General features: G+C 67.6%; 27 protein-coding genes. 16 read left to right on the top strand and 11 right to left on the bottom strand.

Features of this window, described 5'->3' with window-relative positions:
- Window positions 1–2: 2 nt before the first annotated feature.
- The 10 genes from C1930_RS05390 to C1930_RS05345 all read left to right on the top strand — a co-directional run bounded on the left by C1930_RS05390 (window position 3) and on the right by C1930_RS05345 (window position 8,368).
- Entirely contained in the window at window positions 3–455 is a 453-nt protein-coding gene (locus tag C1930_RS05390; RefSeq protein ID WP_108752376.1) for a PTS sugar transporter subunit IIA, read from the top strand.
- The gene (hprK, locus tag C1930_RS05385) at window positions 452–1,402 is read left to right on the top strand and encodes an HPr(Ser) kinase/phosphatase (protein ID WP_108748800.1); all 951 of its coding nucleotides are present in this window, start codon (window positions 452–454) and stop codon (window positions 1,400–1,402) included. Before C1930_RS05390 ends, hprK begins: the two co-directional genes overlap by 4 nt.
- Before the next feature lie 22 nt (window positions 1,403–1,424).
- Window positions 1,425–2,309, top strand: coding sequence for an RNase adapter RapZ (rapZ, locus tag C1930_RS05380; RefSeq protein ID WP_199912405.1), 885 nt, complete (start codon window positions 1,425–1,427; stop codon window positions 2,307–2,309).
- Between the two features lie 209 nt (window positions 2,310–2,518).
- Window positions 2,519–2,911, top strand: a complete 393-nt coding sequence (locus C1930_RS05375) for a PTS fructose IIA subunit family protein (RefSeq protein WP_108748799.1) — start codon at window positions 2,519–2,521, stop codon at window positions 2,909–2,911.
- Entirely contained in the window at window positions 2,904–3,173 is a 270-nt protein-coding gene (locus C1930_RS05370; RefSeq protein ID WP_108748798.1) for an HPr family phosphocarrier protein, read from the top strand. The genes C1930_RS05375 and C1930_RS05370 overlap by 8 nt, the downstream gene beginning before the upstream one ends.
- A gap of 2 nt (window positions 3,174–3,175) precedes the next feature.
- Entirely contained in the window at window positions 3,176–4,945 is a 1,770-nt protein-coding gene (ptsP, locus tag C1930_RS05365; RefSeq protein WP_108755583.1) for a phosphoenolpyruvate--protein phosphotransferase, read from the top strand.
- Window positions 4,946–5,127: 182 nt separating this feature from the next.
- The gene (gene mgtE, locus C1930_RS05360) at window positions 5,128–6,489 is read left to right on the top strand and encodes a magnesium transporter (RefSeq protein ID WP_108748796.1); all 1,362 of its coding nucleotides are present in this window, start codon (window positions 5,128–5,130) and stop codon (window positions 6,487–6,489) included.
- Window positions 6,490–6,570: 81 nt separating this feature from the next.
- Entirely contained in the window at window positions 6,571–6,837 is a 267-nt protein-coding gene (locus C1930_RS05355) for a hypothetical protein (RefSeq protein WP_108748795.1), read from the top strand.
- Window positions 6,838–6,907: 70 nt separating this feature from the next.
- Entirely contained in the window at window positions 6,908–7,705 is a 798-nt protein-coding gene (locus C1930_RS05350) for a prolyl oligopeptidase family serine peptidase (protein ID WP_108771243.1), read from the top strand.
- 171 nt (window positions 7,706–7,876) lie between these two features.
- On the top strand, window positions 7,877–8,368 hold the full coding sequence (locus tag C1930_RS05345; RefSeq protein ID WP_108772540.1) for a transposase: 492 nt from the start codon (window positions 7,877–7,879) through the stop codon (window positions 8,366–8,368).
- A gap of 129 nt (window positions 8,369–8,497) precedes the next feature.
- Here the strand turns inward: C1930_RS05345 and C1930_RS05340 are convergent, their stop codons facing one another.
- From C1930_RS05340 to C1930_RS05330, 3 genes are read right to left on the bottom strand one after another with little or no spacing between them, the layout of a single operon-like run.
- Window positions 8,498–9,448 (bottom strand): aspartate carbamoyltransferase catalytic subunit, encoded by a 951-nt coding sequence (locus C1930_RS05340; RefSeq protein WP_108752372.1) that lies wholly within the window; start codon window positions 9,446–9,448, stop codon window positions 8,498–8,500.
- Window positions 9,449–9,464: 16 nt separating this feature from the next.
- Window positions 9,465–9,932: a Holliday junction resolvase RuvX gene (ruvX, locus tag C1930_RS05335; RefSeq protein WP_108748791.1), complete on the bottom strand. Its 468-nt coding sequence runs from the start codon at window positions 9,930–9,932 to the stop codon at window positions 9,465–9,467.
- Window positions 9,925–10,491, bottom strand: a complete 567-nt coding sequence (locus C1930_RS05330; RefSeq protein ID WP_108772539.1) for a YqgE/AlgH family protein — start codon at window positions 10,489–10,491, stop codon at window positions 9,925–9,927. The genes ruvX and C1930_RS05330 overlap by 8 nt, the downstream gene beginning before the upstream one ends.
- Before the next feature lie 118 nt (window positions 10,492–10,609).
- Here C1930_RS05330 and C1930_RS05325 point away from each other — a divergent pair, with 118 nt between their 5' ends.
- The gene (locus C1930_RS05325) at window positions 10,610–12,346 is read left to right on the top strand and encodes a DUF4153 domain-containing protein (RefSeq protein ID WP_234412740.1); all 1,737 of its coding nucleotides are present in this window, start codon (window positions 10,610–10,612) and stop codon (window positions 12,344–12,346) included.
- Complete coding sequence (locus C1930_RS05320; protein ID WP_108755579.1) at window positions 12,343–12,888, top strand: DNA-3-methyladenine glycosylase I; 546 nt, start codon at window positions 12,343–12,345, stop codon at window positions 12,886–12,888. Before C1930_RS05325 ends, C1930_RS05320 begins: the two co-directional genes overlap by 4 nt.
- 125 nt (window positions 12,889–13,013) lie before the next feature.
- On the opposite strand, the gene C1930_RS05315 is transcribed toward C1930_RS05320, so the two are convergent.
- A complete protein-coding gene (locus tag C1930_RS05315) occupies window positions 13,014–13,721 on the bottom strand; it encodes a YitT family protein (protein ID WP_108748787.1) in 708 nt (235 codons plus the stop codon).
- A 402-nt stretch (window positions 13,722–14,123) separates the two neighbouring features.
- Entirely contained in the window at window positions 14,124–14,336 is a 213-nt protein-coding gene (locus C1930_RS05310; RefSeq protein ID WP_108755578.1) for a DUF4287 domain-containing protein, read from the bottom strand.
- 334 nt (window positions 14,337–14,670) lie between these two features.
- Here C1930_RS05310 and C1930_RS05305 point away from each other — a divergent pair, with 334 nt between their 5' ends.
- The gene (locus C1930_RS05305) at window positions 14,671–15,567 is read left to right on the top strand and encodes a LysR family transcriptional regulator (protein WP_108748785.1); all 897 of its coding nucleotides are present in this window, start codon (window positions 14,671–14,673) and stop codon (window positions 15,565–15,567) included.
- Window positions 15,568–15,654: 87 nt separating this feature from the next.
- Here C1930_RS05305 and C1930_RS05300 read toward each other — a convergent pair whose 3' ends face one another.
- The 4 genes from C1930_RS05300 to C1930_RS05285 form a co-directional block, all read right to left on the bottom strand.
- On the bottom strand, window positions 15,655–16,638 hold the full coding sequence (locus tag C1930_RS05300; RefSeq protein ID WP_108771241.1) for an aldo/keto reductase: 984 nt from the start codon (window positions 16,636–16,638) through the stop codon (window positions 15,655–15,657).
- A gap of 103 nt (window positions 16,639–16,741) precedes the next feature.
- On the bottom strand, window positions 16,742–17,347 hold the full coding sequence (locus tag C1930_RS05295; RefSeq protein ID WP_108771240.1) for a hypothetical protein: 606 nt from the start codon (window positions 17,345–17,347) through the stop codon (window positions 16,742–16,744).
- Between the two features lie 188 nt (window positions 17,348–17,535).
- A complete protein-coding gene (locus tag C1930_RS05290) occupies window positions 17,536–18,678 on the bottom strand; it encodes a PilT/PilU family type 4a pilus ATPase (RefSeq protein ID WP_108748781.1) in 1,143 nt (380 codons plus the stop codon).
- A gap of 95 nt (window positions 18,679–18,773) precedes the next feature.
- Complete coding sequence (locus C1930_RS05285) at window positions 18,774–19,811, bottom strand: type IV pilus twitching motility protein PilT (RefSeq protein ID WP_108748780.1); 1,038 nt, start codon at window positions 19,809–19,811, stop codon at window positions 18,774–18,776.
- Between the two features lie 87 nt (window positions 19,812–19,898).
- Here C1930_RS05285 and C1930_RS05280 point away from each other — a divergent pair, with 87 nt between their 5' ends.
- On the top strand, window positions 19,899–20,576 hold the full coding sequence (locus tag C1930_RS05280; protein ID WP_108761398.1) for a YggS family pyridoxal phosphate-dependent enzyme: 678 nt from the start codon (window positions 19,899–19,901) through the stop codon (window positions 20,574–20,576).
- A 20-nt stretch (window positions 20,577–20,596) separates the two neighbouring features.
- The gene (proC, locus tag C1930_RS05275; protein ID WP_108771239.1) at window positions 20,597–21,418 is read left to right on the top strand and encodes a pyrroline-5-carboxylate reductase; all 822 of its coding nucleotides are present in this window, start codon (window positions 20,597–20,599) and stop codon (window positions 21,416–21,418) included.
- A gap of 69 nt (window positions 21,419–21,487) precedes the next feature.
- Here the strand turns inward: proC and C1930_RS05270 are convergent, their stop codons facing one another.
- Window positions 21,488–22,360, bottom strand: a complete 873-nt coding sequence (locus C1930_RS05270) for a LysR family transcriptional regulator (RefSeq protein ID WP_108752363.1) — start codon at window positions 22,358–22,360, stop codon at window positions 21,488–21,490.
- A 100-nt stretch (window positions 22,361–22,460) separates the two neighbouring features.
- Between C1930_RS05270 and C1930_RS05265 the strand changes: the two genes are divergently transcribed.
- The gene (locus tag C1930_RS05265; protein WP_108771238.1) at window positions 22,461–23,063 is read left to right on the top strand and encodes a short chain dehydrogenase; all 603 of its coding nucleotides are present in this window, start codon (window positions 22,461–22,463) and stop codon (window positions 23,061–23,063) included.
- A 17-nt stretch (window positions 23,064–23,080) separates the two neighbouring features.
- Here the strand turns inward: C1930_RS05265 and soxR are convergent, their stop codons facing one another.
- Window positions 23,081–23,515 carry a redox-sensitive transcriptional activator SoxR gene (soxR, locus tag C1930_RS05260; protein WP_108748775.1) on the bottom strand — a complete coding sequence of 145 codons (435 nt, stop codon included), beginning with the start codon at window positions 23,513–23,515 and terminating at the stop codon, window positions 23,081–23,083.
- Between the last annotated feature and the right edge of the window lie 14 nt (window positions 23,516–23,529).

Genomic DNA, 23,529 nt, shown 5'->3' with positions numbered 1-23,529 from the left:
ACATGCCCCTGACTGACCTTCTGGCGGCCGTGCAGACCCAGCTCTGCACGGCCACCGACCGCGACAGCGTCCTGCAGACCGCCGCCGGCCTGTTGGCCTGCCGCCAGGCCAATGCCGAGCAGATCTACCAGAACCTGTGCCAGCGCGAAGCGCTGGGCAGCACCTGCATCGGCGAGGGCATCGCCATTCCGCACGGGCGCGCGCCCGCGCTGGACCGGCCCCGCGGCGCCCTGCTGCGGCTGGCCACCCCCATCGATTTCGGCGGCGACGCCCCGGTGGACCTGGTGTTCGCCATGGCCGTGCCCGCCCACTACACCCACCAGCACCTGATGCTGCTGTCCGAGCTGGCCGAACTGTTCTCTTCGCCGGCCATCCGCCAGGCCCTGCGCGAGGCCGGCGACGCGCGCAGCCTGCGCCTGGCCCTGGACCTTCCCCCTTCGGCGAGCGCCGCATGAATACCAGCATCACCGCACGTGAACTGTTCGAACAGCAGCGCGAGCGGCTGGCGCTGCGCTGGGTTGCCGGCCAGTCCGGCGAGAAGCGCGAACTGGAAGCCGGCAACACGGTGTCCCGGCGCCCCTCGCTGGCCGGTTACCTCAATGCGATCTACCCGAACAAGGTGCAGATCCTGGGCACCGAGGAACTGTCCTGGCTGGACGCGCTGGAACCGCGGCAGCGCTGGGAAACGATCGAAAAGATCATGCATTCGCACCCGCTGGCGCTGGTCATCACCCGCAACCAGCCCTGCCCGGAAGACCTGCGCGCGGCCGCCGATGAATCCGGCACCCCGCTGTGGGTGTCGCCCAAGCGCGGCCATGAACTGCTGAACCACCTGTCCTACCACTTGGCACGCACGCTGGCACCGCGGGTGATCCTGCACGGCGTGTTCATGGAAATCTATTCGATCGGCGTGCTGATCACCGGCGAGGCCGGTTCGGGCAAGAGTGAACTGGCGCTGGAACTGCTCAGCCGTGGCCACCGTCTGGTGGCCGACGATGCCCCCGAGTTCACCCAGATCGCCCCCGACGTGCTCGATGGCACCTGCCCCGAGCTGCTGCAGGACCTGCTGGAAGTGCGCGGCCTGGGCGTGCTGAACGTGCGCGAGATGTTCGGTGATACGGCGGTAAAGAAGAACAAGTACCTTCGCCTGATCGTGCACCTGACCAAGCCGATGACCGAGCCCACCCCCCATGGCTACGAACGCCTGACCGGCGATTCCGGTACCCGCCACGTGCTGGACCTGGACGTGCCACTGATCACCCTGCCGGTGATGCCCGGCCGCAATCTGTCGGTGCTGACCGAGGCGGCCACCCGGCTGCACATTCTACGTACCAAGGGTATCGATCCGGCGGCGATGTTCATCGCCCGCCACAGCAACCTGCTGGAACGGCGAACACCCTGAGCCCACTGCAAAGAGCCTGTCCATGAGCACCGCCTCCCCCACCGCCCCGACCCTGATCATCGTCAGCGGCCTGTCCGGCTCGGGTAAATCCGTCGCCCTGAAGACCTTCGAAGACCAGGACTACTACTGTTCGGACAACCTGCCGATCCGGCTGCTGCCGGATTTCGTACGCAGCGTGCTGGACAACCACGACGGCGCAGCGCCGCGGCGGCTGGCGGTCGGCATCGACGTGCGCGGGCAGAGCGACCTGAGCCAGCTGTCCGATTGGCGCCAGCAGGCCACCGATGCGGGCGTGCAGGTGAAGGTGCTGTTCTTCGAGGCCAGCGACGAAACCATGCTCAAGCGCTACGCCGACACGCGCCGGCGCCATCCGCTGAGCCAGCTGGGCCTGTCACTGCCGGAAGCGATCGCCCGCGAACGCGAACTGGTGGCGCCGCTGCGCCACGAGGCCGATGCCGTGGTCGATACCAGCGCCCTGAACGTGCACCAGCTGCGCCGCCGCATCATCACCGAATTTGCGCTGGGCCATGCCACGCGCCTGTCGCTGCTGTTCGAATCGTTCGCCTACAAGCGCGGCGTGCCGGCCGAGGCCGACTTCGTGTTCGATGCGCGCGTGCTGCCCAACCCGCACTGGGACCCGGACCTGCGCGCCCTGAGCGGCCGCGAACCGGGCGTGCGCGATTACCTGGAAGCGCAGCCGGACGTGCAGCGCTACCTGACCCAGCTGATGGACTTCCTGGACACCTGGCTGCCGAAGCTGGGCGATGGCACGCGCAGCTACGTGACGGTGGCCTTCGGCTGCACCGGCGGCAAGCACCGCTCGGTGTTCCTGGCCGAGCGCATGGCCCGGCACGCCCGCGAAATGGGCTGGGACGACGTGGCCACCTACCACCGCGAACAGGATTGACGAGGCGGCCAGCCCCTGCGCTGTTGGTAGGTGTCGACCTTGGTCGACACGTCGTGCGCCGTTGGTAGGTGTCGACCTTGGTCGACACGATGGGGTCAGAGCCCTTTTCCCGTGGAAAAGGGATCCGACCCCGGCAACACTGAATACGGGACACAGTGCCCCTCTCCTGCTGCTATCGCCCGTTCACCCTGACCTGTTAACGTGCAGTAATGACCTGTGGCATTCTCCTCGTAACACACCCCGGGGTCGGGACCGCCCTGCTTGACGTGGCGACCCGGCTCCTGCGGCAATTGCCGCTGAAAACCGAAGCTTTCGAAGTACCGTTCGACGCAGACCTGGATGCCCTTCTCCCGCTTGCCTCGGCTGCCTTGCGCCGGGTCGATGGTGGCGAAGGCGTGCTGATCCTGACCGACCTGTACGGCGCCAGCCCAGCCAACCTTGCCGGGCAGCTGGCCCGGCTGGGAACCCCGGTTCGCCGGGTGTCGGCGCTGAGCCTGCCGATGTTGCTGCGGGTGATGAATTATCCGGAACAGGCACTGGATCAACTGCCCGCCACTGCGGCGGCGGGCACCCGCAATGGAGCGATAGTCGACGATGCTTGAACGAGAACTCACAGTCAGCAACCGCCTGGGCCTGCATGCCCGGGCCACCGCCAAGCTGGTGCAGACCCTGGCGCCCTTCCGCTGCAACGTGACCATGGCCGCCAAGGGCCGTGAGATCAACGCCAAGAGCATCATGGGCGTCATGCTGCTGGCCGCCGGCCAGGGCACGCCGGTCACCATCCGCATCACCGGCGAAGACGAGGCGGCTGCCATGGACGCGGTGGTTGACCTGTTCGAGCGCCGCTTCGACGAGGACAGCTGAGCGTGCCGCGCGCACGTGCCGGGCAACTGCCTTCCGGCCAACGGCCGGTGCAGCTGTTGTCCGGCCACGGCGCCGCACGCGGTACAGCGCTGGGCCGTGCGCGCGTGCGCCTGCCGCATGCGCTGGAAATCGCCGAACAGCGCGTGGCCCCGCAGCAGGTACCGGCCGAGCTGGCACGCCTGCACCGCGCCGTGGAAGCGGCGCGCACCGAGATGCACGACCTGCGCCAGCGCCTGCACGGCGCGCTGAACCAGGAAGTGGGCGAATTCCTGGACCTGCATGCCCTGCTGCTGGATGACCCGGAGCTGCTGTTCGGGCTGGACGAACTGATCCGCAGCGGCCCCTACAGCGCCGGCTACGCACTGCGCCTGCAGCGTGACCGCCTGGCCAAGGTCTTCGATGGCATGGACGATGCCTATCTGAAGAGCCGCATGGACGATCTGGACCATGTGATCGGCCGCATCCACGCCTTCCTGCAACCCGACCGCGCGCCGGTGGTGAAGGGCCTGGCCGGGGAAATCCTGGTCTGCGACAACATCGCACCGTCCGAACTGGCCCAGCTGCAGGCCCAGGGCGTGGTCGGCATTGTCACCGCCGCCGGCAGCGCGCTGTCGCACAGCGCGATCCTGGCCCGCAGCCTGCACCTGCCGCTGATCGTGAACGTGCCGCAGGTGCTGGGCCGGGTGGCCGACGGCGATGTGCTGATCATCGACGGCGCCGACGGCAGCATCACCGTGAACCCGCAGGCCGACAACCTGCGCGATTACCGCGTACGGCTGAAGGAACACGCGCGCGAACAGCGCGAACTCGGCCGCCTGCGCAGCAAGCCCAGCCGCACCCGCGACCAGGTCGATATCGCCCTGCTGGCCAATGCCGAATCGCTGGAAGACGTGACCCAGGCACACGCGCTGGGCGCGCAGGGCCTGGGCCTGTACCGCACCGAATTCCTGTTCCTGCAGCGCAACGAACTGCCCGACGAAGAAGAGCAGTTCCAGACCTACCGCGATGCCGCCCTCGGCATGAGCGGGCGTCCGGTCACCATCCGCACCCTGGACCTGGGCGCGGACAAGGCCGACCGTACCGGCCTGACCCTCAGCAACGAGGAGAACCCGGCGCTGGGCCTGCGCGGCGTGCGCCTGTCGCTGGCCCGGCCGAAGGTGTCCGACACCCAGCTGCGCGCGATCCTGCGCGCCTCGGCCTACGGCAAGCTGCGCGTGCTGGTGCCCATGGTCAGCACCCGCGAGGAACTGCTGGCGGTGCGCCGGCGCCTGCTGAAGCTGGCCGAACAACTGCGCGCCGAAGGCCATGCGGTGGCCGACCACGTGCCGTTGGGGGCGATGATCGAAGTGCCCGCCGCCGCGCTGGCCCTGGAAAGCTTCATCGACCTGGTGGATTTCCTGTCGATCGGCACCAACGATCTGGTCCAGTACCTGCTGGCCGCCGACCGCAACAACGAAGCGCTGGGCGAGTTGTACTCGCCGCTGCATCCGGCCGTGGTACGCCTGCTGCAGCTGGTGATCGACACCGGCGCACGCCATCGCATTCCGGTGGCGGTGTGCGGCGAGATCGCCGGCGACGCACGCATGACGCCGCTGCTGCTGGCACTGGGCCTGACCGAGTTCAGCCTGCACCCCGGCACCCTGTTGGAAGTCCGCCGCGCGATCCGCGAAAGCGACCTGGCCACCCTGCGCGCACGCGCACCAAAGCTGCTGGCCGCGCGCGATCGCCGCGGCATCGAACGCTGGCTGGCCCTGGTGGCCGAGACACCCTGACTGCCGCGCTACGCGCTCGCCGGGCGCGGCCCGGCGCTACCACCACAATGCGTCCCCGGTAGCGCCGGGCCATGCCCGGCGGCTATGCGTTGAAACATCGGCTTGCGATAATGACGCGCTGAACACCCCTGTTGCCGCATCCTTGCCGGGATCGCGGCTTTTCTCTTCCCGCGGGAGCTGCGATGGCCGAAGCTGTACGCCACGACAAGACTGCGCGCCAACTGCGCCTGTTGTCCGATGCGCTGGACAGCGGCCGGCTGGGGCCGGTGCGCCGCCTGGTCAACACCCTGGCGCCGGCCGAGATCGGCAACCTGCTGGAATCGCTGCCGCCGGGCAAGCGCGAAGTGGTGTGGGGCCTGGTCGACCCGGAAGACGACGGCGAGGTGCTGGTCCACGTCGGTGAGGAAGTGCGCGAGAGCCTGCTCGCGGACATGGACCCGGACGAAATCATCGCCGCGGTCGAAGACCTGGACATCGACGATCTGGCCGACCTGGTCGAGGATCTGCCCGATACGGTCATCGACGAAGTGCTCAAGTCGATGGACCGCGAGAACCGCGAGCGCCTGGAACAGGTGCTGTCCTATCCCGAGGACAGCGCCGGCCGCCTGATGAACCCGGACGTGGTGACCGTGCGCGCCGACGTCAACGTGGACGTGGTGCTGCGCTACCTGCGCCTGCGCGGCGAACTGCCCGACCACACCGACCATCTGTTCGTGGTCAGCCGCCGCCACCAGTACCTGGGCCGCGTCTCGCTGGCCGCGCTGGTCACCCACGAAGACACCACCCCCATCAACCGCCTGATCGATGACGAACAGCCGGCCATCGATGTTGGCGAAAGCGACCAGGAAGTGGCGCGGCAGTTCTCCGACCATGACTGGGTCTCCGCGCCGGTGGTGGATGACAACAACATCCTGCTCGGCCGCATCACTATCGATGACGTGGTGGACATCATCCGTTCGCAGGCCGAGCACCAGGCGCTGGGCGCCGCCGGTCTGGATGAGGAAGAGGATCTGTTCTCGCCCATCAAGCGTGCCGTGCGCGGCCGCGTGGTCTGGCTGGGCATCAACCTGTGCACGGCCTTCCTGGCTGCCAGCGTGATCGGCCAGTTCGAACTGACCCTGCAGAAGGTCGTGGCGCTGGCCGTGCTGATGCCGATCGTGGCCGGCGTGGGCGGCAATGCCGCCGTGCAGGTGCTGACCTTGATGGTGCGCGGCATCGCCCTGGGCCAGGTGGGCCAGAGCAACGCCCGCATCCTGCTGTGGAAGGAAGCGCGCGTCGCGTTGATCAACGGCACCCTGATCGGCCTGCTGGTCGGCGTCATCGCCTTCCTGTGGTTCCACAGTCTGCTGCTGTCGTTGGTGATCACCCTGGCGCTGATCATCAACTTCCTGGCCGCCGCACTGGCCGGGGTGCTGCTGCCGCTGCTGCTCAAGCGCATGAACGTCGACCCGGCCGTGGCCGGCACCGTGGTGGTGACCGCGGTGACCGACGTGATGGGTTTCTTCAGCTTCCTCGGCCTGGCCACCCTCATCCTGCTGCACTGACCCGCACGCGGGGTCAGATCCCTGCGCAGCAGGGCTCTGACCCCTTGCCGCGTCCTCCTACCTCTCTTTTCCCCAAAGCCCATGGCCACCACGATCGACAACTACTTCCAGCCCGGCTGGCGCGAACAGATGCACACCTGCGCAGCATGCGAGTGGAAAGGCAGCTCGCGCGCGATGGTGATGGAGCTGGACGAAGACGCCACCGAGTACGACTGCCCGGTGTGCGAAAACCCGTTGCTGGTGGTCATGCACCCCGACCTGGCGCAGGTCCAGGCCGCGGCTGCGGCCGGCAATGCCGAAGCACAGGAACAACTGGCCATCATCGCCAGCGCGCCGCGCCCGCAGTGATGCGCTGCACGATGCCCGGCGCTGGGCGGCCGACTACCATGAAAACGCTTCCAAACCTTGGGGAAACGTCATGGCTCGTCCGTTCCTGCGCTGGCTGCCGCTGCTGGCCGTACTGATGCTGGGCGCCTGTGCCAGCACACCGGACAGCGCGCGCGGGCATTTTGAATCGCGCGCGGTGAAGGTGGACGGGCAGACCGCCTACTACCAGGTCTTCATTCCCACCGACCGCGCGCGTGCCGCCGGCCCGCTGCCGGTGGTGCTGTTCCTGCACGGCTCGGGCGAACGCGGCGGCGACGGGGTGAAGCCGACCCACGCCGGGCTGGGCCCGCATCTGCGCCGCCATGCGGCGGATTTCCCGGCGCTGGCCGTGTTCCCGCAGGTGCCCGGCGACCAGGAATGGAGCGGCCACAACAACCGCGTCGCCATCGCCGCACTGGATGCAACCGTGGCCGAGTTCGGCGCCGATCCCGCGCGCCAGTACCTCACCGGCATGTCGATGGGCGGCTACGGCAGCTGGAACATCGCCCTGGACGACCCGCAGCGCTTCGCCGCCATCGTGCCGGTGTGTGGCGCCGTGCTGGCCCCGCGCGCGGTGCGCCCGACCCTGTTCGTCGAACAGGTCGCACACGAAGCCGATCCCTACGCGGCCATCGCCCAGCGCCTGCAGCGCACGCCGATCTGGATCTTCCACGGCGCGCTGGACGACGTCGTGCCCCCGGCCGACGACCGCAGACTGCACGCCGCCTTCCAGGCCGCCGGCGCGCGCGACGTGCGCTACACCGAATACCCCGACGGCAACCACAACGCCTGGGACGCCACCTACGCCGACCCCGCCATGTGGGCCTGGCTGTTCGCGCAGAAGCGCTGACGCTCCGGCAGGTGCCAACCTTGGTTGGCACACGCACCGCCCTGGTAGGTGCCAACCTTGGTTGGCACACGCACCGCTCTGGTAGGTGCCAACCTTGATTGGCACACGCTTACCCGAAGCCAAGTCATTCCCCGATATTCACCGCAGGCAGGCCCGCCCATGCTTGCTTCCATGAACAGCCCTCGACTTCTGCTCGGCCGTCATTCCAGCATCGGCCTCAGCTACATCCTCACCACCGTTGTGCATGGCCGCGCTCCATTGCTTGCCAGCGATGCTGCTGCGGAGCTGGCGGTCCGCGAATTCCAGCGCCTCGATCAGGAAGGCTTCACCCGTTCCATTGCCTACGTGGTCATGCCCGACCACATTCATTGGCTGGTCGAACTGCGCGCAGGAACACTTGAAACGGTGATGAAGCGATTCAAGTCGCGCACGGCACAACAGGTGAATCGATCCTTAGGACGAATCGGGCGCTTTTGGCAGGGCGGCTATCACGATCACGCGATTCGATCTGATGAATCGCTGTACCGGCATGCGATGTATCTGATGGGTAACCCGATCAGGGCTGGGTTGGCGGCACAGGTCGGGCAATATCGACACGCGTGGTGCGAATGGGAGCTGGAATCGCCAAGTGGTTGTCTGGGAACCACTGGCACTGACAAATAGTGCCAACCAAGGTTGGCACCTACCAAAACGCTGCGTGTGCCAACCAAGGTTGGCACCTACCAGTGCGGGGCGTGTGCCAACCAAGGTTGGCACCTACCAAAGCGGGGTGTGTGCCCACCAATACCGCTATCAACCCAGCAGGGTTTCCAGCACGGCCATGCGTACGGCCACGCCGTTGGCGACCTGGCGCAGCACCCACGACTGCGGGCCGTCGGCCACTTCGTCGGTCACTTCCACGCCGCGGTTGATCGGGCCCGGGTGCAGCACGGCGGCGTCCTTGCCGGCGCGGGCCAGGCGTGCGGCGGTCAGGCCGTACTGGGCGTGATACTGCTCCAGCGACGGCACCAGGCCTTCTTCCATGCGCTCGCGCTGCAGGCGCAGCATCATCAGCGCATCGGCGCCTTCCAGCATGGCGTCGAAGTCGTCGCCGACCACGCAGCCCTTCAGGGTTTCATCGTCCGGCAGCAGCGACTGGGGGCCGCACACGCGGATCTCGCCCACGCCCAGCGTGCGCAGCGCATGCAGGTCGGTACGGGCCACGCGCGAGTGCTTCACGTCGCCGACGATCACCACCTTCAGCTTCGAGAAGTCCGGGCCCTTGGCCTGGCGCAGGGTCAGCATGTCCAGCAGACCCTGGGTCGGGTGCGAGCTGCGGCCATCGCCGGCGTTCACCAGTGCGGTGCCCTCGCCGGCCGCGGCGGCCAGTGCGGCCACCGCGCCATCGTCGGGGTGGCGCACCACGAAGCCGCGCACGCCCATCGCTTCCAGGTTCTTCAATGTGTCGCAGGCGGTCTCGCCCTTGCGCGTGGAAGAGGTGGAGGCATCGAAATTCAGCACGTCGGCGCCCAGGCGCTGGGCCGCCAGCTGGAACGAACTGCGGGTGCGGGTGGACGGTTCGAAGAACAGCGTGCAGACCGCCGAACCGGCCAGCACCTGCCGCTTGTTGCCAACCCGGCCAACGGCCGCATCGCGGATCTGGCCCGCGCGGTCGAGCAGCTGCACCAAGGTTTCGCGGGGAAGGCCTTCAAGGGTCAACAGGTGGCGCAGGCGGCCGGAGGCATCGAGTTGCTGGGCGGTCATGGCAGGCGTCGTGCAGTCAGGGAATGGGGATGGCGTCGTCGGGGGACGACAGCCAGCGGTCGATGATCACCGCCGCAGCCACGGCATCCAGCGCGGCCGCATCACGGCGGCGCTTGCGCCCTTCGGCGCGCTCGACGGCGAAACGGCGGGCGGCTTCGACCGAGCTGGATCGCTCGTCGATCATCACCACCGGCAGCTTGAAACGTTCCCGCAGCTGGCGGGCGAAGCCCTGCGCGCGCTTGCGGTTGGGTTGGTCCTGGCCATCCAGGGTGAGCGGATCGCCCACCACCAGGCCGTCGGGCTTCCATTCCTTGATCAGGCGCTCCACGGCGGCCCAGTCCGGGCCGTTGCCGTGCACATCGACCACGGCCACCGCACGAGCATGCGCGGCGAACGCGCTGCCGATGGCCACGCCAATCCGTCGCGAGCCGACATCGAAGCCGAGCACGGTGCCATCTCGGCGGATCACGGCCGGCTCAGACATGGCCGCTGTAGTCGGTCAGGCGGAACAGGTCCACGCCGATACGCGCCGCCGCGCCCTGCCAGCGCTGTTCCAGCGGCAGCTGGAACACCACGTCGGCATCGGCCGGCACGGTCAGCCAGCTGTTCTCGGCCAGTTCGCTTTCCAGCTGCCCTGCCCCCCAGCCGGCGCAGCCCAGGGTGACCAGTGCATTGGCCGGGCCTTCGCCGCGGGCCATGGCTTCCAGGATGTCGCGCGAGGTGGTCAGGAACAGACCGTTGCCCACTGCCAGGCTGGAATCCCAGGCGCGGGCATCGTCGTGAATGACGAAACCGCGTTCAGGGTGTACCGGCCCACCGTTGAGCACCATGCGCGCCTGCAGCTCGCCATCGCCGGTGGCGATGTCCATCTGCGCCAGCACCTCGCCCAGCGTGTACTCCGACGGCTGGTTGACCAGCACGCCCATGGCGCCGTTCTCGTCGTGCTGGCAGATCAGGGCGACGGTACGGGCGAAGGTGGCGTCGGTCAGCGCCGGCAGCGCGACGAGCAGGTGGTCGGCAAGGGAAGTAGGCGTTACAGGCATGGCGGCCATTCTACCCGCTGGGGCCGCACGCGGGCGCGAAGGCATGGTCTAGGATGGCCGCATCCAGGGAGGAAACCCCATGCAACAGGACGCACCACTGGCGTGGCCGACGCGCAGCATGATCGTATTGATCGCACTGCTTCAGGGTCTGGCGCTGTACGCCGCGCAGGAACTGAACGACACCACGCCCTTCCAGGATATTGCCTGCCGCTACGGCTGGAATGCCTGGGTGCTGACGGTGCCCACGGCGCTCGGCCTGACCCTGGTCGACCTGAAGGACCGCCGGCTGTGGCTGCATGCCGCCTTGGCATCGCTGCTGGTGGTGGCGCTGGCCGGCTGGGTGGGCTGGAACCTGCGCGGCATGGAAGGCATCTGGATTTCCGCGCTGCGTGATCCGCTGGCATTGGGCCTGGCGGTGGCGACCTTCGTGGCCCTGCCCTGGTGGCAGTTCCGGCTGCAGCACGGGTCCTGGCGCGCCGACCACGCCGCCCTGTTCGAGCGTGCCTGGCAGAACGGGCTGGTGCTGCTGCAGGCGGCGGTGTTCACCGGCCTGGGCTGGATGCTGCTGTGGTTGTGGGCCGCCCTGTTCACGCTGGTAGGGGTGACCTTCTTCGAGCAACTGTTCGCCGAGCGCGCTTTCGTGGCACTGGCCACCGGCACCCTGGCCGGGTTCGGTGTCCTGATCGGACGCACCCAGCACCGCGCCATCCAGATCACCCGCCAGGTGCTGTTCGCGATCTGCCGCGCGTTGCTGCCATTGCTGGCCTTCATCGCCGTGCTGTTCGTGGTATCGCTGCCCTTCACCGGGCTGATGAGCAGCGCAGGGCACCGTTCGCCAGCCAAGGAGCTGCTGACCCTGGCGCTGCTGCTGATCTGCCTGGTCAATGCCGTGTACCAGCGCAGCGACAGTGAACTGCCCTACCCGCGCCTGCTGCGGCGTGCGGTGGAAGCCAGCCTGCTGACGTTGCCGATCTACGCCGGACTGGCGTTGTACGCACTGGCGCTGCGCATCGGCCAGTACGGCTGGACCATTGATCGTTTCTGGGCCACGGCCGCCGCGCTGATCACCGCCGGCTACGCGCTGGGCTACGCGCTGGCCGTGGTCCGGCCCGGGCAGCGCTGGCTGCAGGGCGTGGAACCGGTGAACCGGGTGATGAGCTGGGTGGTGATCGCTGTGGCGGTACTGGGCAATTCCCCGGTACTGGACCCGGCGCGCATCGCCGCGGCCAGTCTGGCCGAGCGGCTGCGCAGCAACCCCGCGCAACTAGTGGTGCGCGACGTCAACTACCTGCGCGAACACAGTGGACGTAGGGGCGTGGAAGCGCTGCGGAGGCTGCAGCAGGACCCCGCCATCCAGGCCGACCGCCGCGCCTCGAGCATCATTGCCCAGCAACTGAGCGGCAAGAAGGTGCACGGCTATCGCCTGGAGAGCCTGGCGGACGCAGGCGTCCACGATCTGGCCACGCTGAAGGCGCGCATCCACCTGGCCAAGGGCAGCACATCGCCGCCAGACAGCTGGTGGCAGGCGGTGCTGGATGACCTGGACAGCACCGAGTGCCTGTCCAGCAACGAGGGCTGCATTGCCCTGCAGCGCGATCTGGACGGCGACGGCCAGCCGGACGTGCTGCTGTGCCAGATCCGAAGGGCATGGGGTCCGCAGTGCGACCTGCACACCCTGGACGAGGGACAATGGACGGACGTGGGGCAGATCCGCTTCGGCGCAGAGGCCGCCAACCAGGCGCTGCGTGAAGGCCGTCTGCAGCTGCGGGACAGCCGCTGGCCGGAGTTCCTGCTGGATGACCAGACGACCACCCTGCAGTACAACAACGACTTCGGTAAAAGGCGCAGCAAATGAGCGGATACTGCCTCATCGCCCCGGGCCATCCGGTGCACGATTACTACCACGCCCATGAATACGGCTTCCCGCAGCGCGACGAACGCGAACTGTTCGAACGCCTGGTGCTGGAGATCAACCAGGCCGGGCTGAGCTGGGAAACCATCCTGAAGAAGCGCGAGGGCTTCCGTGCGGCCTACGATGGCTTCGACGTGGACCGCGTGGCGGCCTATGCCGAGCAGGACATCGAACGCCTGCTGTCGGACACCGGCATCATCCGCAACCGGCTGAAAGTGCTGGCCGCGATCCACAACGCGCAGGTGATCCAGCAGCTGCGCGCGCAGCATGGCAGCTTCGCCGCGTGGCTGGATGCGCACCACCCGCGCAGCAAGGCCGACTGGGTGAAGCTGTTCAAGAAGACGTTCCGCTTCACCGGCGGCGAGATCACCGGCGAATTCCTGATGAGCCTGGGCTACCTGCCCGGTGCGCATGCCGAGGATTGCCCGGTGCATGCGCGGCTGGTGAAGCTGGCCCCGCCGTGGCTGCAGGCGGCCGGCCGCTGATGCAGATCCGCCGGGCATGGCCCGGCGCTACCACGAGGCGGTCCCGGTAACGCCACGCCATGCCCGGCGAACGCGCGGCGGTTCCGGTAGCGCCGGGCCATGCCCGGCGAACGTGGTATGTGCGGTCACACGCCCATGTAACGGCCGGGGCGGTGGTTGAACATCAGCACCAGGCTGAGCACCACCGCACCAATGGCCGAGTACATCACCTTCGACGGCGACAGCACGAAGAACGCGGCCACCATCAGGCAGGCATCGAAGGACATCTGCACCTTGCCGGCACTCCAGCCGCGGGTGCGCTGCAGGTATACCGCCAGGATGCCGATGCCGCCCAGGCTGGCCCGGTGGCGGATGAAGAACAGGATGCCCAGGCCGGACAGCGCGCCGCCCACCAGCGCCGAATACAGCGGTGCCATGTGCGAGAAATCGGCCCAGCGCGGCAGGATGTCGGTCAGCACGCCACAGGCAGTGACTGCGGCGAAGGTTTTCAGGGTGAATTCCCAGCCCATGCGGCGCACGGCCACCCAGTAGAACGGCAGGTTCACCAGCACGAACACCAGGCCGAAGTTCCAGCCCATGGCGTAGTGCAGCAGGAAGGCTGCCCCGGCCATGCCGCCGATCATCAGCCCGCCCTTGGCGAAGATGGCCAGGCCCAGCGAGGCCACCAGCATGGCCAGCACCATGCCCTGCACGTCTTCGGCGACGGAATGGCGAAGTGCTTTGTCGTCGGCCGGGGTGCCGGCGCTGTCGGGCGGCGGGGTCAGCGGACCGGCGGTGACCAGGTGGCCGTCAGCGTCGTCGCACGGCGCGGGGCCATGGGAATGCAGGGACATGGGTGTGGGGTGCAGCAGTGGGGACGCGTATTAGACACGATCCCGATGACAGTTGCAGATGAAATCGATTCAGTTGGGTGGCCGGCGAACGGCGCAGCCCCTCGTGGCTGGCCGCATTGGCAGCAACAGCCGCGTTTGGCCGGGCGGGGTGGGGCCGCGGGGGACGCCGTAAACCCCCCTCCGGGGTCCAGCCCAGCCGCTGGCGGCTGTGCGTTCGGGCGCTTGCGAAGCAGTGCTTCGCAAGCAAAGCGCCCTCACCCATGGGGGCTTGGCCGCGGCATCCATGCCGCGGACACCCCCGCGAACCCATCCCGCCCGGCCTCTGACAATTTCCGGGTGCGTCCAGCCACGTGAAAGAAAAAAGAAAGAGCAAAGGCGGGTCGCTTCGCTCGGGAGCGGGGGTCAGCGCGCGGCTTTGAGATGGTGGGCGACCAGGGCGTTGGCGTGGCCGTGGCCCATGCCGTGCTCGGCCTTCAGGTAGCTGACCAGTTCCATGTGCTTCAGGCCCGGCTGCTTGGCCAGCAGGCCCAGCCAGTGCGCCACGGGTTGGCCGTAGGTTTTCTCGATGGAAGGGAAATACGAGGCCGGGCCTTTCCGCGGGGTGTCAGTACTCATGTGCAGCTCCTGTTGAACGTCATTCATTAGACGAACCACACCGCCACAAATCGACAACCCCACTACCAAGGGATCGGAGCCCGTTGCGCAGCAACGGGATCCGACCCCGATGCCGTTCCGACAGACCGCGGGAAACTGTCGAAGGCGGGGTGGCTCAGGTTGCGGGGGCGTGAGCGCCATGGATGGCGCGACCGAGGCTACATGGACGTACTTGCGCCGTCCCCCGCAACCTGAGCCACCCCGCCCGCCCACGGATAGCCCGCTTTTGACGTTGACGTTGACGTTGACGTTGCTTCGGCAGGTGCCGGGCGCAGCCCGGCCGTATCATCCCCTCATGCCCCGTGAAAACCTCAATGACCTGCAGGCCTTCGTCCACGTCGCCCGCGAGGGCAGCTTCACCCGCGCCGCCGCACAGCTGGGCGTGTCCCAGTCCGCACTGAGCCATGCCATGCGCGGGCTGGAAGAACGCCTGGGCGTGCGCCTGCTCACCCGCACCACCCGCAGCGTGTCCACCACCGAAGCCGGTGCGCGCCTGCTGCAGTCACTGGCCCCACGGCTGGCGGAAATCGAAGATGAACTGGCCGCCCTGGCCCAGTACCGCGAACGCCCGGCCGGCACCATCCGCATCAACGCCACCGGCCACGCCGCCGAATACCTGGCCTGGCCCCGGCTGGCGCCGCTGCTGCAGCAGCACCCGGACCTGAACGTCGAACTGACCACCGATTACGGCCTGGCCGACATCGTCGCCGAGCGCTACGACATCGGCATCCGGCTGGGTGAACGCCTGGCCCGCGACATGGTCGCCGTGCCGATCAGCCCACCGCTGCGCATGCGCGTGGTCGGCGCACCGGCGTACTTCCGCCAGCACGTGGCGCCGGTGCACCCCCACGATCTGGCCGCGCACAACTGCATCACCCTGCGCCTGCCCACCCATGGCGGTCTGATGCCCTGGGATTTCGGCCGCGACGGCGGCGAGCTCAGCGTGCGGGTGTCCGGGCAATGGACCTTCAACACCATGGGCATGACCCGCACCGCCGCGCTGGCCGGCAGCGGCCTGGCCTGGCTGCCCGAAGACCAGGTGCAGGCCATGCTGGACGACGGACGCCTGCAGTCGACGCTGGATGACTGGTGCCCCACGTTCGACGGCTATTACGCCTACTACCCGTCACGCCGCCATGTCAGCGTGGCCATGCGCACCGTGCTGGACGCGCTGCGCGGGCCGATGGGGTGAACGGCCAAGGAGTGCGGACCAACGGTCCGCACCCACCACCAACTGTCCGCACCGACGACCACCGGTCCGCATCCACCGCAGATCAGGTCAGCCCTTGGCCTGTGCCGCGCGCTGCGCGTTGTAGCGCTCGCCGACGATCGCCACTTCGTCCAGTACCTGGGCGATGTGCTGCAGTTCCTGCGGCGACAACTGCAGGTCCGCAGCGGCCAGGTTCTCTTCCAGGCGGTGCACCTTGGTGGTGCCGGGAATCGGCACGATCCACGGTGCCTGCGCCAGCAACCAGGCCAGCGCCACCTGCGCCGGAGTTGCCCCACGGGCCGCGGCCAGGGTGCTGATGCGGTCCACCAGGGCCTGGTTCGCACGGCGCGCTTCCACCTCGAAACGCGGCACCGTGTTGCGGAAGTCGTTCTCGGCGAAGGTGGTGTCGGCGGTGATCGCACCGGTCAGGAAACCACGGCCGAGCGGGCTGAACGGCACGAAGCCGATGCCCAGTTCCTGCAGCGTGGGCAGCAGCTCATGCTCGGGTTCACGCCACCACAGCGAGTACTCGCTCTGCACCGCCGCCACCGGCTGCACCGCGTGCGCACGGCGCACGGTGGCCGCGCTGGCTTCGGACAGGCCGAAGTGCAGCACCTTGCCTTCGGCAATCAGCTCGCCCACGGTACCGGCCACGTCCTCGATCGGCACGTTCGGGTCCACGCGGTGCTGGTAGAACAGGTCGATGCGATCGGTGCGCAGGCGCTTCAGGCTGGCTTCGGCCACCGCACGGATGTTCTCCGGGCGGCTGTCCAGGCCGGTATCGGTGCGCGCCTGTTTGAAGCCGAACTTGGTGGCGATCACCAGCTGGTCGCGGTACGGCGCCAGCGCCTGCCCGACCAGCTCTTCGTTGGTGTACGGACCATACACTTCGGCGGTATCGAAGAAGGTCACGCCGCGTTCGACCGCCGCGTGCAGCAGGGCAATGCCCTGCTCCTGCGCAACAGGTGTGCCGTAGCTGTGGCTCAGGCCCATGCAGCCCAGGCCCAGCGTGGAAACCTTCAATCCACTGCGGCCGAGTTCACGTGTCTGCATCGTCGTGTCTCTGAAAGGGGGAACGACGACGATACGCCTGCCAGGCCGTCGGATTGAACGGCCTGGATGGCAGTCAGTCATGACTGGAATTCATCAATCGGTATCAGAACCGACGACCGGCCAGCATCACCCCGAACACCAGTGCCAGCAGCAGCACGCTGCCGCCAACGATCAGCAGCAGGATATGCCAGCCGCCGAAGCGGTCCATCTGCTGCATGTCCACCCGCTCATCCTGGTGGTAGCGGCGCAGCAGGCTGTTGATCGGCAGCAATGGCATGAACGCCAGCACCGAGAGCAGCCCTACCCCGCCGCGTACCTGGCCAACCAGGCACAGCAGGATGTAGAACACCGTCAGCATGCCCGGGGTGAACGCCAGGATGCGCCGCCGGTTCTCGGCCACGGCCTGCAGTTCGCGGAAGCAGAAGTACGCCCAGATCGGTGAGAACAGCGCGCGTGCCCAGGGCCATTGTTCGCCCCCGCTCTCGCGCTTGATCGCCCGCCAGTTCCGCCAGAACCAGTACATCGGGTACACGCCCAGGGTGGACAGGGACAGTGCGACGATCTTCATGGTGGGCGGCGAATAGTAGACCGCCGCGGTGGACGCGGTCTGACTGGCCAGCGGCGTCGGCGCGGGCGCCGGCGTGGCCGGCAGCACCGGCGGGCGCGCAGGCGCAGCCGCCGGCGCACGGTACGGGTCGTGCAATTCCATGTGCAAACCTGTTGTTGTCGCGCCGGCGCGGTGCCGGCTCCCCCTGTCCCGCGAACGCGGTGACGGCGCGACTATCGCAGAACCCCCCGGTAGAGTCGAGCTTGCTCGACTGCCCGCCCCGGTAGAGTCTAGCTTGCTCGACTGCGCCGAACATCAGTCGAGCAAGCTCGACTCTACGCGCTTGGCGCTCAACGAACCTCGGAAATCTCCACCCCGTCCAGACCCTGCGACAGCGTGCGTGCGTCGCCGCCCTGGCTCAGCTTGATGCGCAGGCGTACTTCGTTCTGCGAGTCGGCGTAGCGCAGTGCGTCCTCGTAGCTGATCTCGCCGGCCTGGTACAGCTCGAACAGACTCTGGTCGAAGGTCTTCATGCCCAGCTGGACCGATTCCTTCATCAGCTCCTTCAGCTTGTGGATCTCGCCATCGCGGATGTAGTCCTGCACCAGCGGCGTGCCCAGCAGGATTTCCATGGCGACCTTGCGCGAGCGACCGTCCGGCGATGGCACCAGCTGCTGCGCAACCACGCCCTTCAGGTTCAGCGACAGGTCCATCAGCAACTGGTTGCGGCGGTCTTCCGGGAAGAAGTTGATGATGCGGTCCATCGCCTGGTTGGCGTTGTTGGCGTGCAGGGTGCACAGCACCAGGTGGCCGGTTTCGGCGAAGGCAATGGCGTGGTCCATGCCTTCGCGGGTGCGCACTTCGCCGATCATGATCACGTCCGGCGCCTGGCGCAGGGTGTTCTTCAGCGCCGCTTCCCAGCTGTCGGTATCGATGCCCACTTCGCGCTGGGTGATGATGCAGCCTTCGTGCTTGTGCACGAATTCGATCGGGTCTTCGATGGTGATGATGTGGCCGGTGGAGTTCTGGTTGCGGTAGCCGATCATCGCTGCCAGCGAGGTGGATTTACCGGTACCGGTGGCGCCCACGAACAGGATGATGCCGCGCTTGGTCATCGCCAGCGTCTTGATGATCGGCGGCAGGCTCAGTTCTTCCACGGTGGGAATGCGCGTCTCGATGCGACGCAGCACCATGCCCACCTGGTTGCGCTGGTAGAAGCAGCTCACACGGAAGCGCCCCACTCCGGCCAGGCCGATGGCGAAGTTGCATTCGTGAGTCTTTTCGAACTCCTCGCGCTGCGCCGGCGTCATCACGTTCAGCACCAGGTCGCGGCTCTGCTGCGGGGTCAGCGGTGTCTGGGTGATGGGCGAGATCTTGCCGTTCACCTTGATTGCCGGCGGCATGCCGGCGGTGATGAACAGGTCGGAGGCGCGCTGGTGCGCCATCAGCTTGAGGAACGAAGTGAAATCGATGGTGCTGGCGGTGCTGTTCATGGCGGGCTCCCAATGGGCATGTGCCAGAGATCGGTCGATGGCGGAACGTCAATGCGGCGGCCCCGCCTGTGCGGGCCGCCGCGCCGAAGCCGTCCTTACTCGAACAGACGCTTGTCCTTGGCGTACTCGCGCGCCTGGTTGCGGGTGATCAGGCTGCGCTTGACCAGGTCCTGCAGATGCTGGTCCAGGGTCATCATGCCGTACTGCTGGCCGGTCTGGATGGCCGAGTACATCTGCGCGACCTTGTCCTCGCGGATCAGGTTGCGGATGGCCGGGGTGCCGACCATGATTTCCCACGCCGCGGTACGGCCACCGCCCACTTTCTTCAGCAGCGCCTGCGAAATGACCGCGCGCAGCGACTCGGACAGCATCGAGCGCACCATCGGCTTTTCGCCGGCCGGGAACACGTCGATGATACGGTCGATGGTCTTGGCCGCCGAACTGGTATGCAGCGTGCCGAACACCAGGTGGCCGGTTTCCGCAGCGGTCAGCGCCAGGCGGATGGTTTCCAGGTCGCGAAGTTCGCCCACCAGGATGATGTCCGGATCTTCACGCAGCGCCGAGCGCAGTGCTTCGTTGAAGCCATGCGTATCGCGGTGCACTTCGCGCTGGTTGATCAGGCACTTCTGCGAGGTGTGCACGAATTCGATCGGATCCTCGACGGTGAGGATATGGCCGTATTCGTTCTTGTTGATGTGGTCGATCATCGCCGCCAGCGTGGTCGACTTGCCCGAACCAGTCGGCCCGGTCACCAGGATCAGGCCCTGCGGCTGCTGGATCACTTCGCGGAACAGCGGCGGGCAGGCCAGGTCTTCCAGGGTCAGCACTTCCGAGGGAATGGTACGGAACACCGCACCGGCACCACGGTTCTGGTTGAAGGCATTGACACGGAAGCGCGCCAGCGACGGAATCTCGAAGGAGAAGTCCACCTCGAGGAATTCCTCGTAATCGCGGCGCTGCTTGTCGGACATGATGTCGTACACCAGCGCATGGACCTGCTTGTGGTCCAGGGCTGGAATGTTGATCCGGCGAACATCGCCGTCCACGCGGATCATCGGCGGCAGGCCTGCGGACAGGTGCAGGTCGGACGCTTTGTTCTTTACGGAAAACGCCAACAGTTCGGCGATATCCATGAGCGGCTACTCCCCAATAACGGCTACGACTGGAAGGATCTTTCCCCGGGCGGCAGTATAGCCTCCTGTCACACCGGAACGCGTTACGTGCCCACTCCCCTGCCCGAAATCCTGAGCAACCTGCACAACGCCGCCGAGGCCGCCGGGCGGCCACCGCCGCGCCTGCTGGCCGTTTCCAAGACCCAGCCGGCGCAGGCCGTGGCCGCGCTGGCCGCACAGGGCCAGCAGGCCTTCGGCGAGAACTACGTGCAGGAAGCCCTGGCCAAGATGCAGGCGCTGCAGGACCTGCGGCTGGAATGGCACCTGATCGGCCACCTGCAGTCGAACAAGGCCGAGGCCGTGGCGGCGCATTTCGACTGGGTGCAGAGCGTGGACCGGGCCAAGCTGGTGACCGCGCTGGCCCGCCATCGGCCGGCCGGGCGCGAGCCGCTGAACGTGCTCATCCAGGTCAACATCGACGATGAAGGCAGCAAGCATGGCTGCAGCCCGCAGCAGGTGGATGCGCTGGCCCAGGCCATCGCCGCCGAACCGTCGCTGCGCCTGCGTGGCCTGATGGCGATCCCTGCGCCGTGGCCCGACGCCGCGCGCCGCCGTGAAGCTTTCGTGCGCATGCGCACACTTTTCGAGACACTGGCCGCCGGCCACCCGCACGTGGACACCCTGTCGATGGGCATGAGCGGCGACTACGCCGAAGCCATCGCCGAAGGCGCCACCCTGGTGCGCATCGGCACCGCCCTGTTCGGCGCGCGTCCGCGCCCGGCCTGATTCGCAAGGAGAACTGTTCCATGGCAGCGGCATCCATCACCTTCATCGGCGGCGGCAACATGGCGCGCAGCCTGATCGCCGGGCTGATCCGCCAGGGCACGGCACCTGCGCTCATTCACGTGGCCGAACCGGTGGCTGAACTGCGTCAGGCGCTGGCCGATGATTTCGGCGTGCAGACCCACGACAACGCCGCCGATGCGGCCGCACAGGGCAGCGTGTGGCTGCTGGCGGTGAAGCCGCAGGTACTGCGCGGGGTCTGCCAGAGCCTGCAGGCGCTGGCACAGCAGCAACAACCACTGGTCGTATCGATCGCCGCCGGCATCACCAGCACGCAGCTGCAGCGCTGGCTGGGCGGCGCCCTGCCGGTGGTGCGCGCAATGCCCAACACCCCTGCCCTGCTCGGCGCCGGCGTGACGGGGCTGTTTGCCACCGCCGCGGTCAGCGCGCAGCAGCAGGCCCAGGCCGACCAGGTCCTGGCCAGCGCCGGGCGCACGGTGTGGATCGACGATGAAGCGCTGATGGATTCGGTCACCGCCGTCTCCGGCAGCGGCCCGGCCTATGTGTTCCTGCTTGCAGAAGCGATGGAAGCGGCCGGTATTGCCCAGGGCCTGCCAGCCGAAGCCGCGCGCACGCTGGTGGTGCAGACCCTGCTGGGCGCCTCGCGCATGCTGGACGAAGCCGGCGAGAGCCCGGCCGAACTGCGGCGCCGGGTCACCTCGCCCAACGGCACCACCCAGGCCGCGATCGAAAGCTTCCAGGCCGATGGGTTTGAACGGCTGGTCGGCAAGGCACTGCGCGCCGCACAGCAACGTGGGCAGGAATTGTCTGCCGCCAACGATTGAGCCCAAGGTGCGTGGATGTGGGGTCAGATCCCTTTGCGCCAGCAAAGGGCTCTGACCCCTGACCCTGAACTACCCCAGCTGTTCCATCACGTACTCCACGAAGCACTGCAATCGCGGCCTGGGCCTGCGGTCGGGCAGATAGATCAGGTGCATCGGCCGTGGCTCGGGAAGATAGTCGCGCAGCACCGGCTTCAGCCGCCCCGCGGCGATCTCCGCAGCCAGCAGCGCCGTCGGCTGCAGGACCAGGCCCGCGCCGGCCACTGCGGCCTCGCGCAAGGCCAGGCCATCATTGCTGCTCAAGCGCGCTTCCCAGTCCACCTGTTCGCCGTTGGCCAGCTGCCAGCCATGGCCGCCGCGCCAGGCCAGGTGGCTCAGGCAGTCATGCCCGGCCAGATCGGCCGGCGTGCGCGGTGTGCCGCGACGGCGCAGATAGGCCGGTGCCGCGCACAGGCTCATCGCATACGGTGGCAGCGGGCGCGCCACCAGTTCCTGTGAGGGCAGCGGGCCGACCCGGATCGCCGCATCGAAGCCGTCTTCGATCAGGTCCACGCGGCGGTTGCTCAGGTCCAGCTCGATGTTCAGTTCCGGCTGTGCGCGCAGCAACCCGGCCAGCAGCGGCGCCAGCACGCAGCTGCCCCAGGTGGTGGGCGCGCTGATGCGCAGCAGGCCACGTGGCTGCCGCTGCAGGCCCGCCACGTCGGCCTCGGCCTGCAGCACCTGCTCCTGCACCTGCCGGCAAGCGGCCAGATAGGTAACGCCGGCGTCGGTCAGCCGCTGGCGGCGGGTGTTCCGCTGCAGCAGCGCGCTGCCCAGGTGTGCCTCCAGCTGCTGGATGTACTTGCCCACCATCACCGCCGAGACCTGCAGGTGTTCGGCGGCGGCGGAAAAGCTGCCATGGTCGGCCACGGCCACGAACGCCTGCATGCAGCGCAACAGATCCATTGCAAACTCCTGATTAGCAATCAGCGAACCTTTTCCACCTTACCAAACCCTTGGTACCCGGCGCAGACTGGCCGCCTCACCTCTTCGCCTTGGAGTCGCCATGAAGATCCTGCTCGTCGGTGCCAGCGGTGCGCTGGGCCAGGCCGTCGCCCGCCACCTGGGCCAGCAGCACCAGATCATCACCGCCGGCCGCAACAGCGGCAGCCTGCGCGTGGACCTGACCGATGACCGCAGCGTGGCCGAGCTGTTCGCGCAGAGCGGCCCGCTGGATGCGGTGATCTCCACCGCCGGCAAGCTGCACTTCGGCCCACTGCAGAGCATGACCGCCGCCCAGTTCAACAGCGGCCTGCAGGACAAGCTGCTGGGCCAGGTGCGGTTGGCCTTGGCCGCCCAGCATCACCTGCCTGCAGGCGGCTCGATCACCCTGACCAGCGGCATTGTCAGCGCGCAGCCGATCCGCGACGGCGCCAACGCGACCGCGGTGAACCAGGCGCTGGAAGGCTTCGTGCGTGCGGCCGCACTGGAACTGCTGCCACGCGGGCTGCGCATCAACGTGGTCAGCCCGAACGTGCTGGTGGAATCGATGGAGGCCTACGGGCCGTATTTCCCGGGCTTTGAAGCGGTGACCGCGCAGCGCGCCGCGCTGGCCTTCCAGCGCGCGGTGGAAGGCATCCAGAGCGGCGAGACGCTCACCGTCTGGTAGGCGCTGCCAGCAACGGATCAGCCCCAGCGCATGGGGCCATCGCCGCGCTGGCCCAGCACATCGTCCGGGTTGGCCAGCCGGCAGCGCTTCAACGACAGGCAACCGCAGCCGATGCAGCCGGTCAGTTCATCGCGCAGCAGCTGCAACATGTGGATGCGTTCTTCCAGCTCCTGCTGCCAGCGCGCCGACAGTCGCGCCCAATCGGCCTTGGTCGGCGCGCGCCCCTGCGGCAGGGTCTCGAACGCGCGCGCCACCGCTTCCAACGGCATGCCCACCCGCTGCGCCACGCGAATGACCGCCAGCCGGCGCAGCACATCACGCGCGTAGCGGCGCTGGTTGCCCGCGGTGCGCAGGCTGCTGATCAGCCCCTTGCGCTCGTAGAAGTGCAGCGCCGACACCGCCACGCCGCTGCGTCGCGCCACCTCGCCCACCGCCAGTTCCGATTCCGCCATCGCTTGACCTCAAC

It is taken from the genome of Stenotrophomonas sp. SAU14A_NAIMI4_8 (assembly GCF_003086695.1).
Taxonomy (GTDB): Bacteria; Pseudomonadota; Gammaproteobacteria; order Xanthomonadales; family Xanthomonadaceae; genus Stenotrophomonas.
Note: the sequence above shows the minus strand (reverse complement) of the source record. Positions and strands in the feature narration are given on the sequence as shown.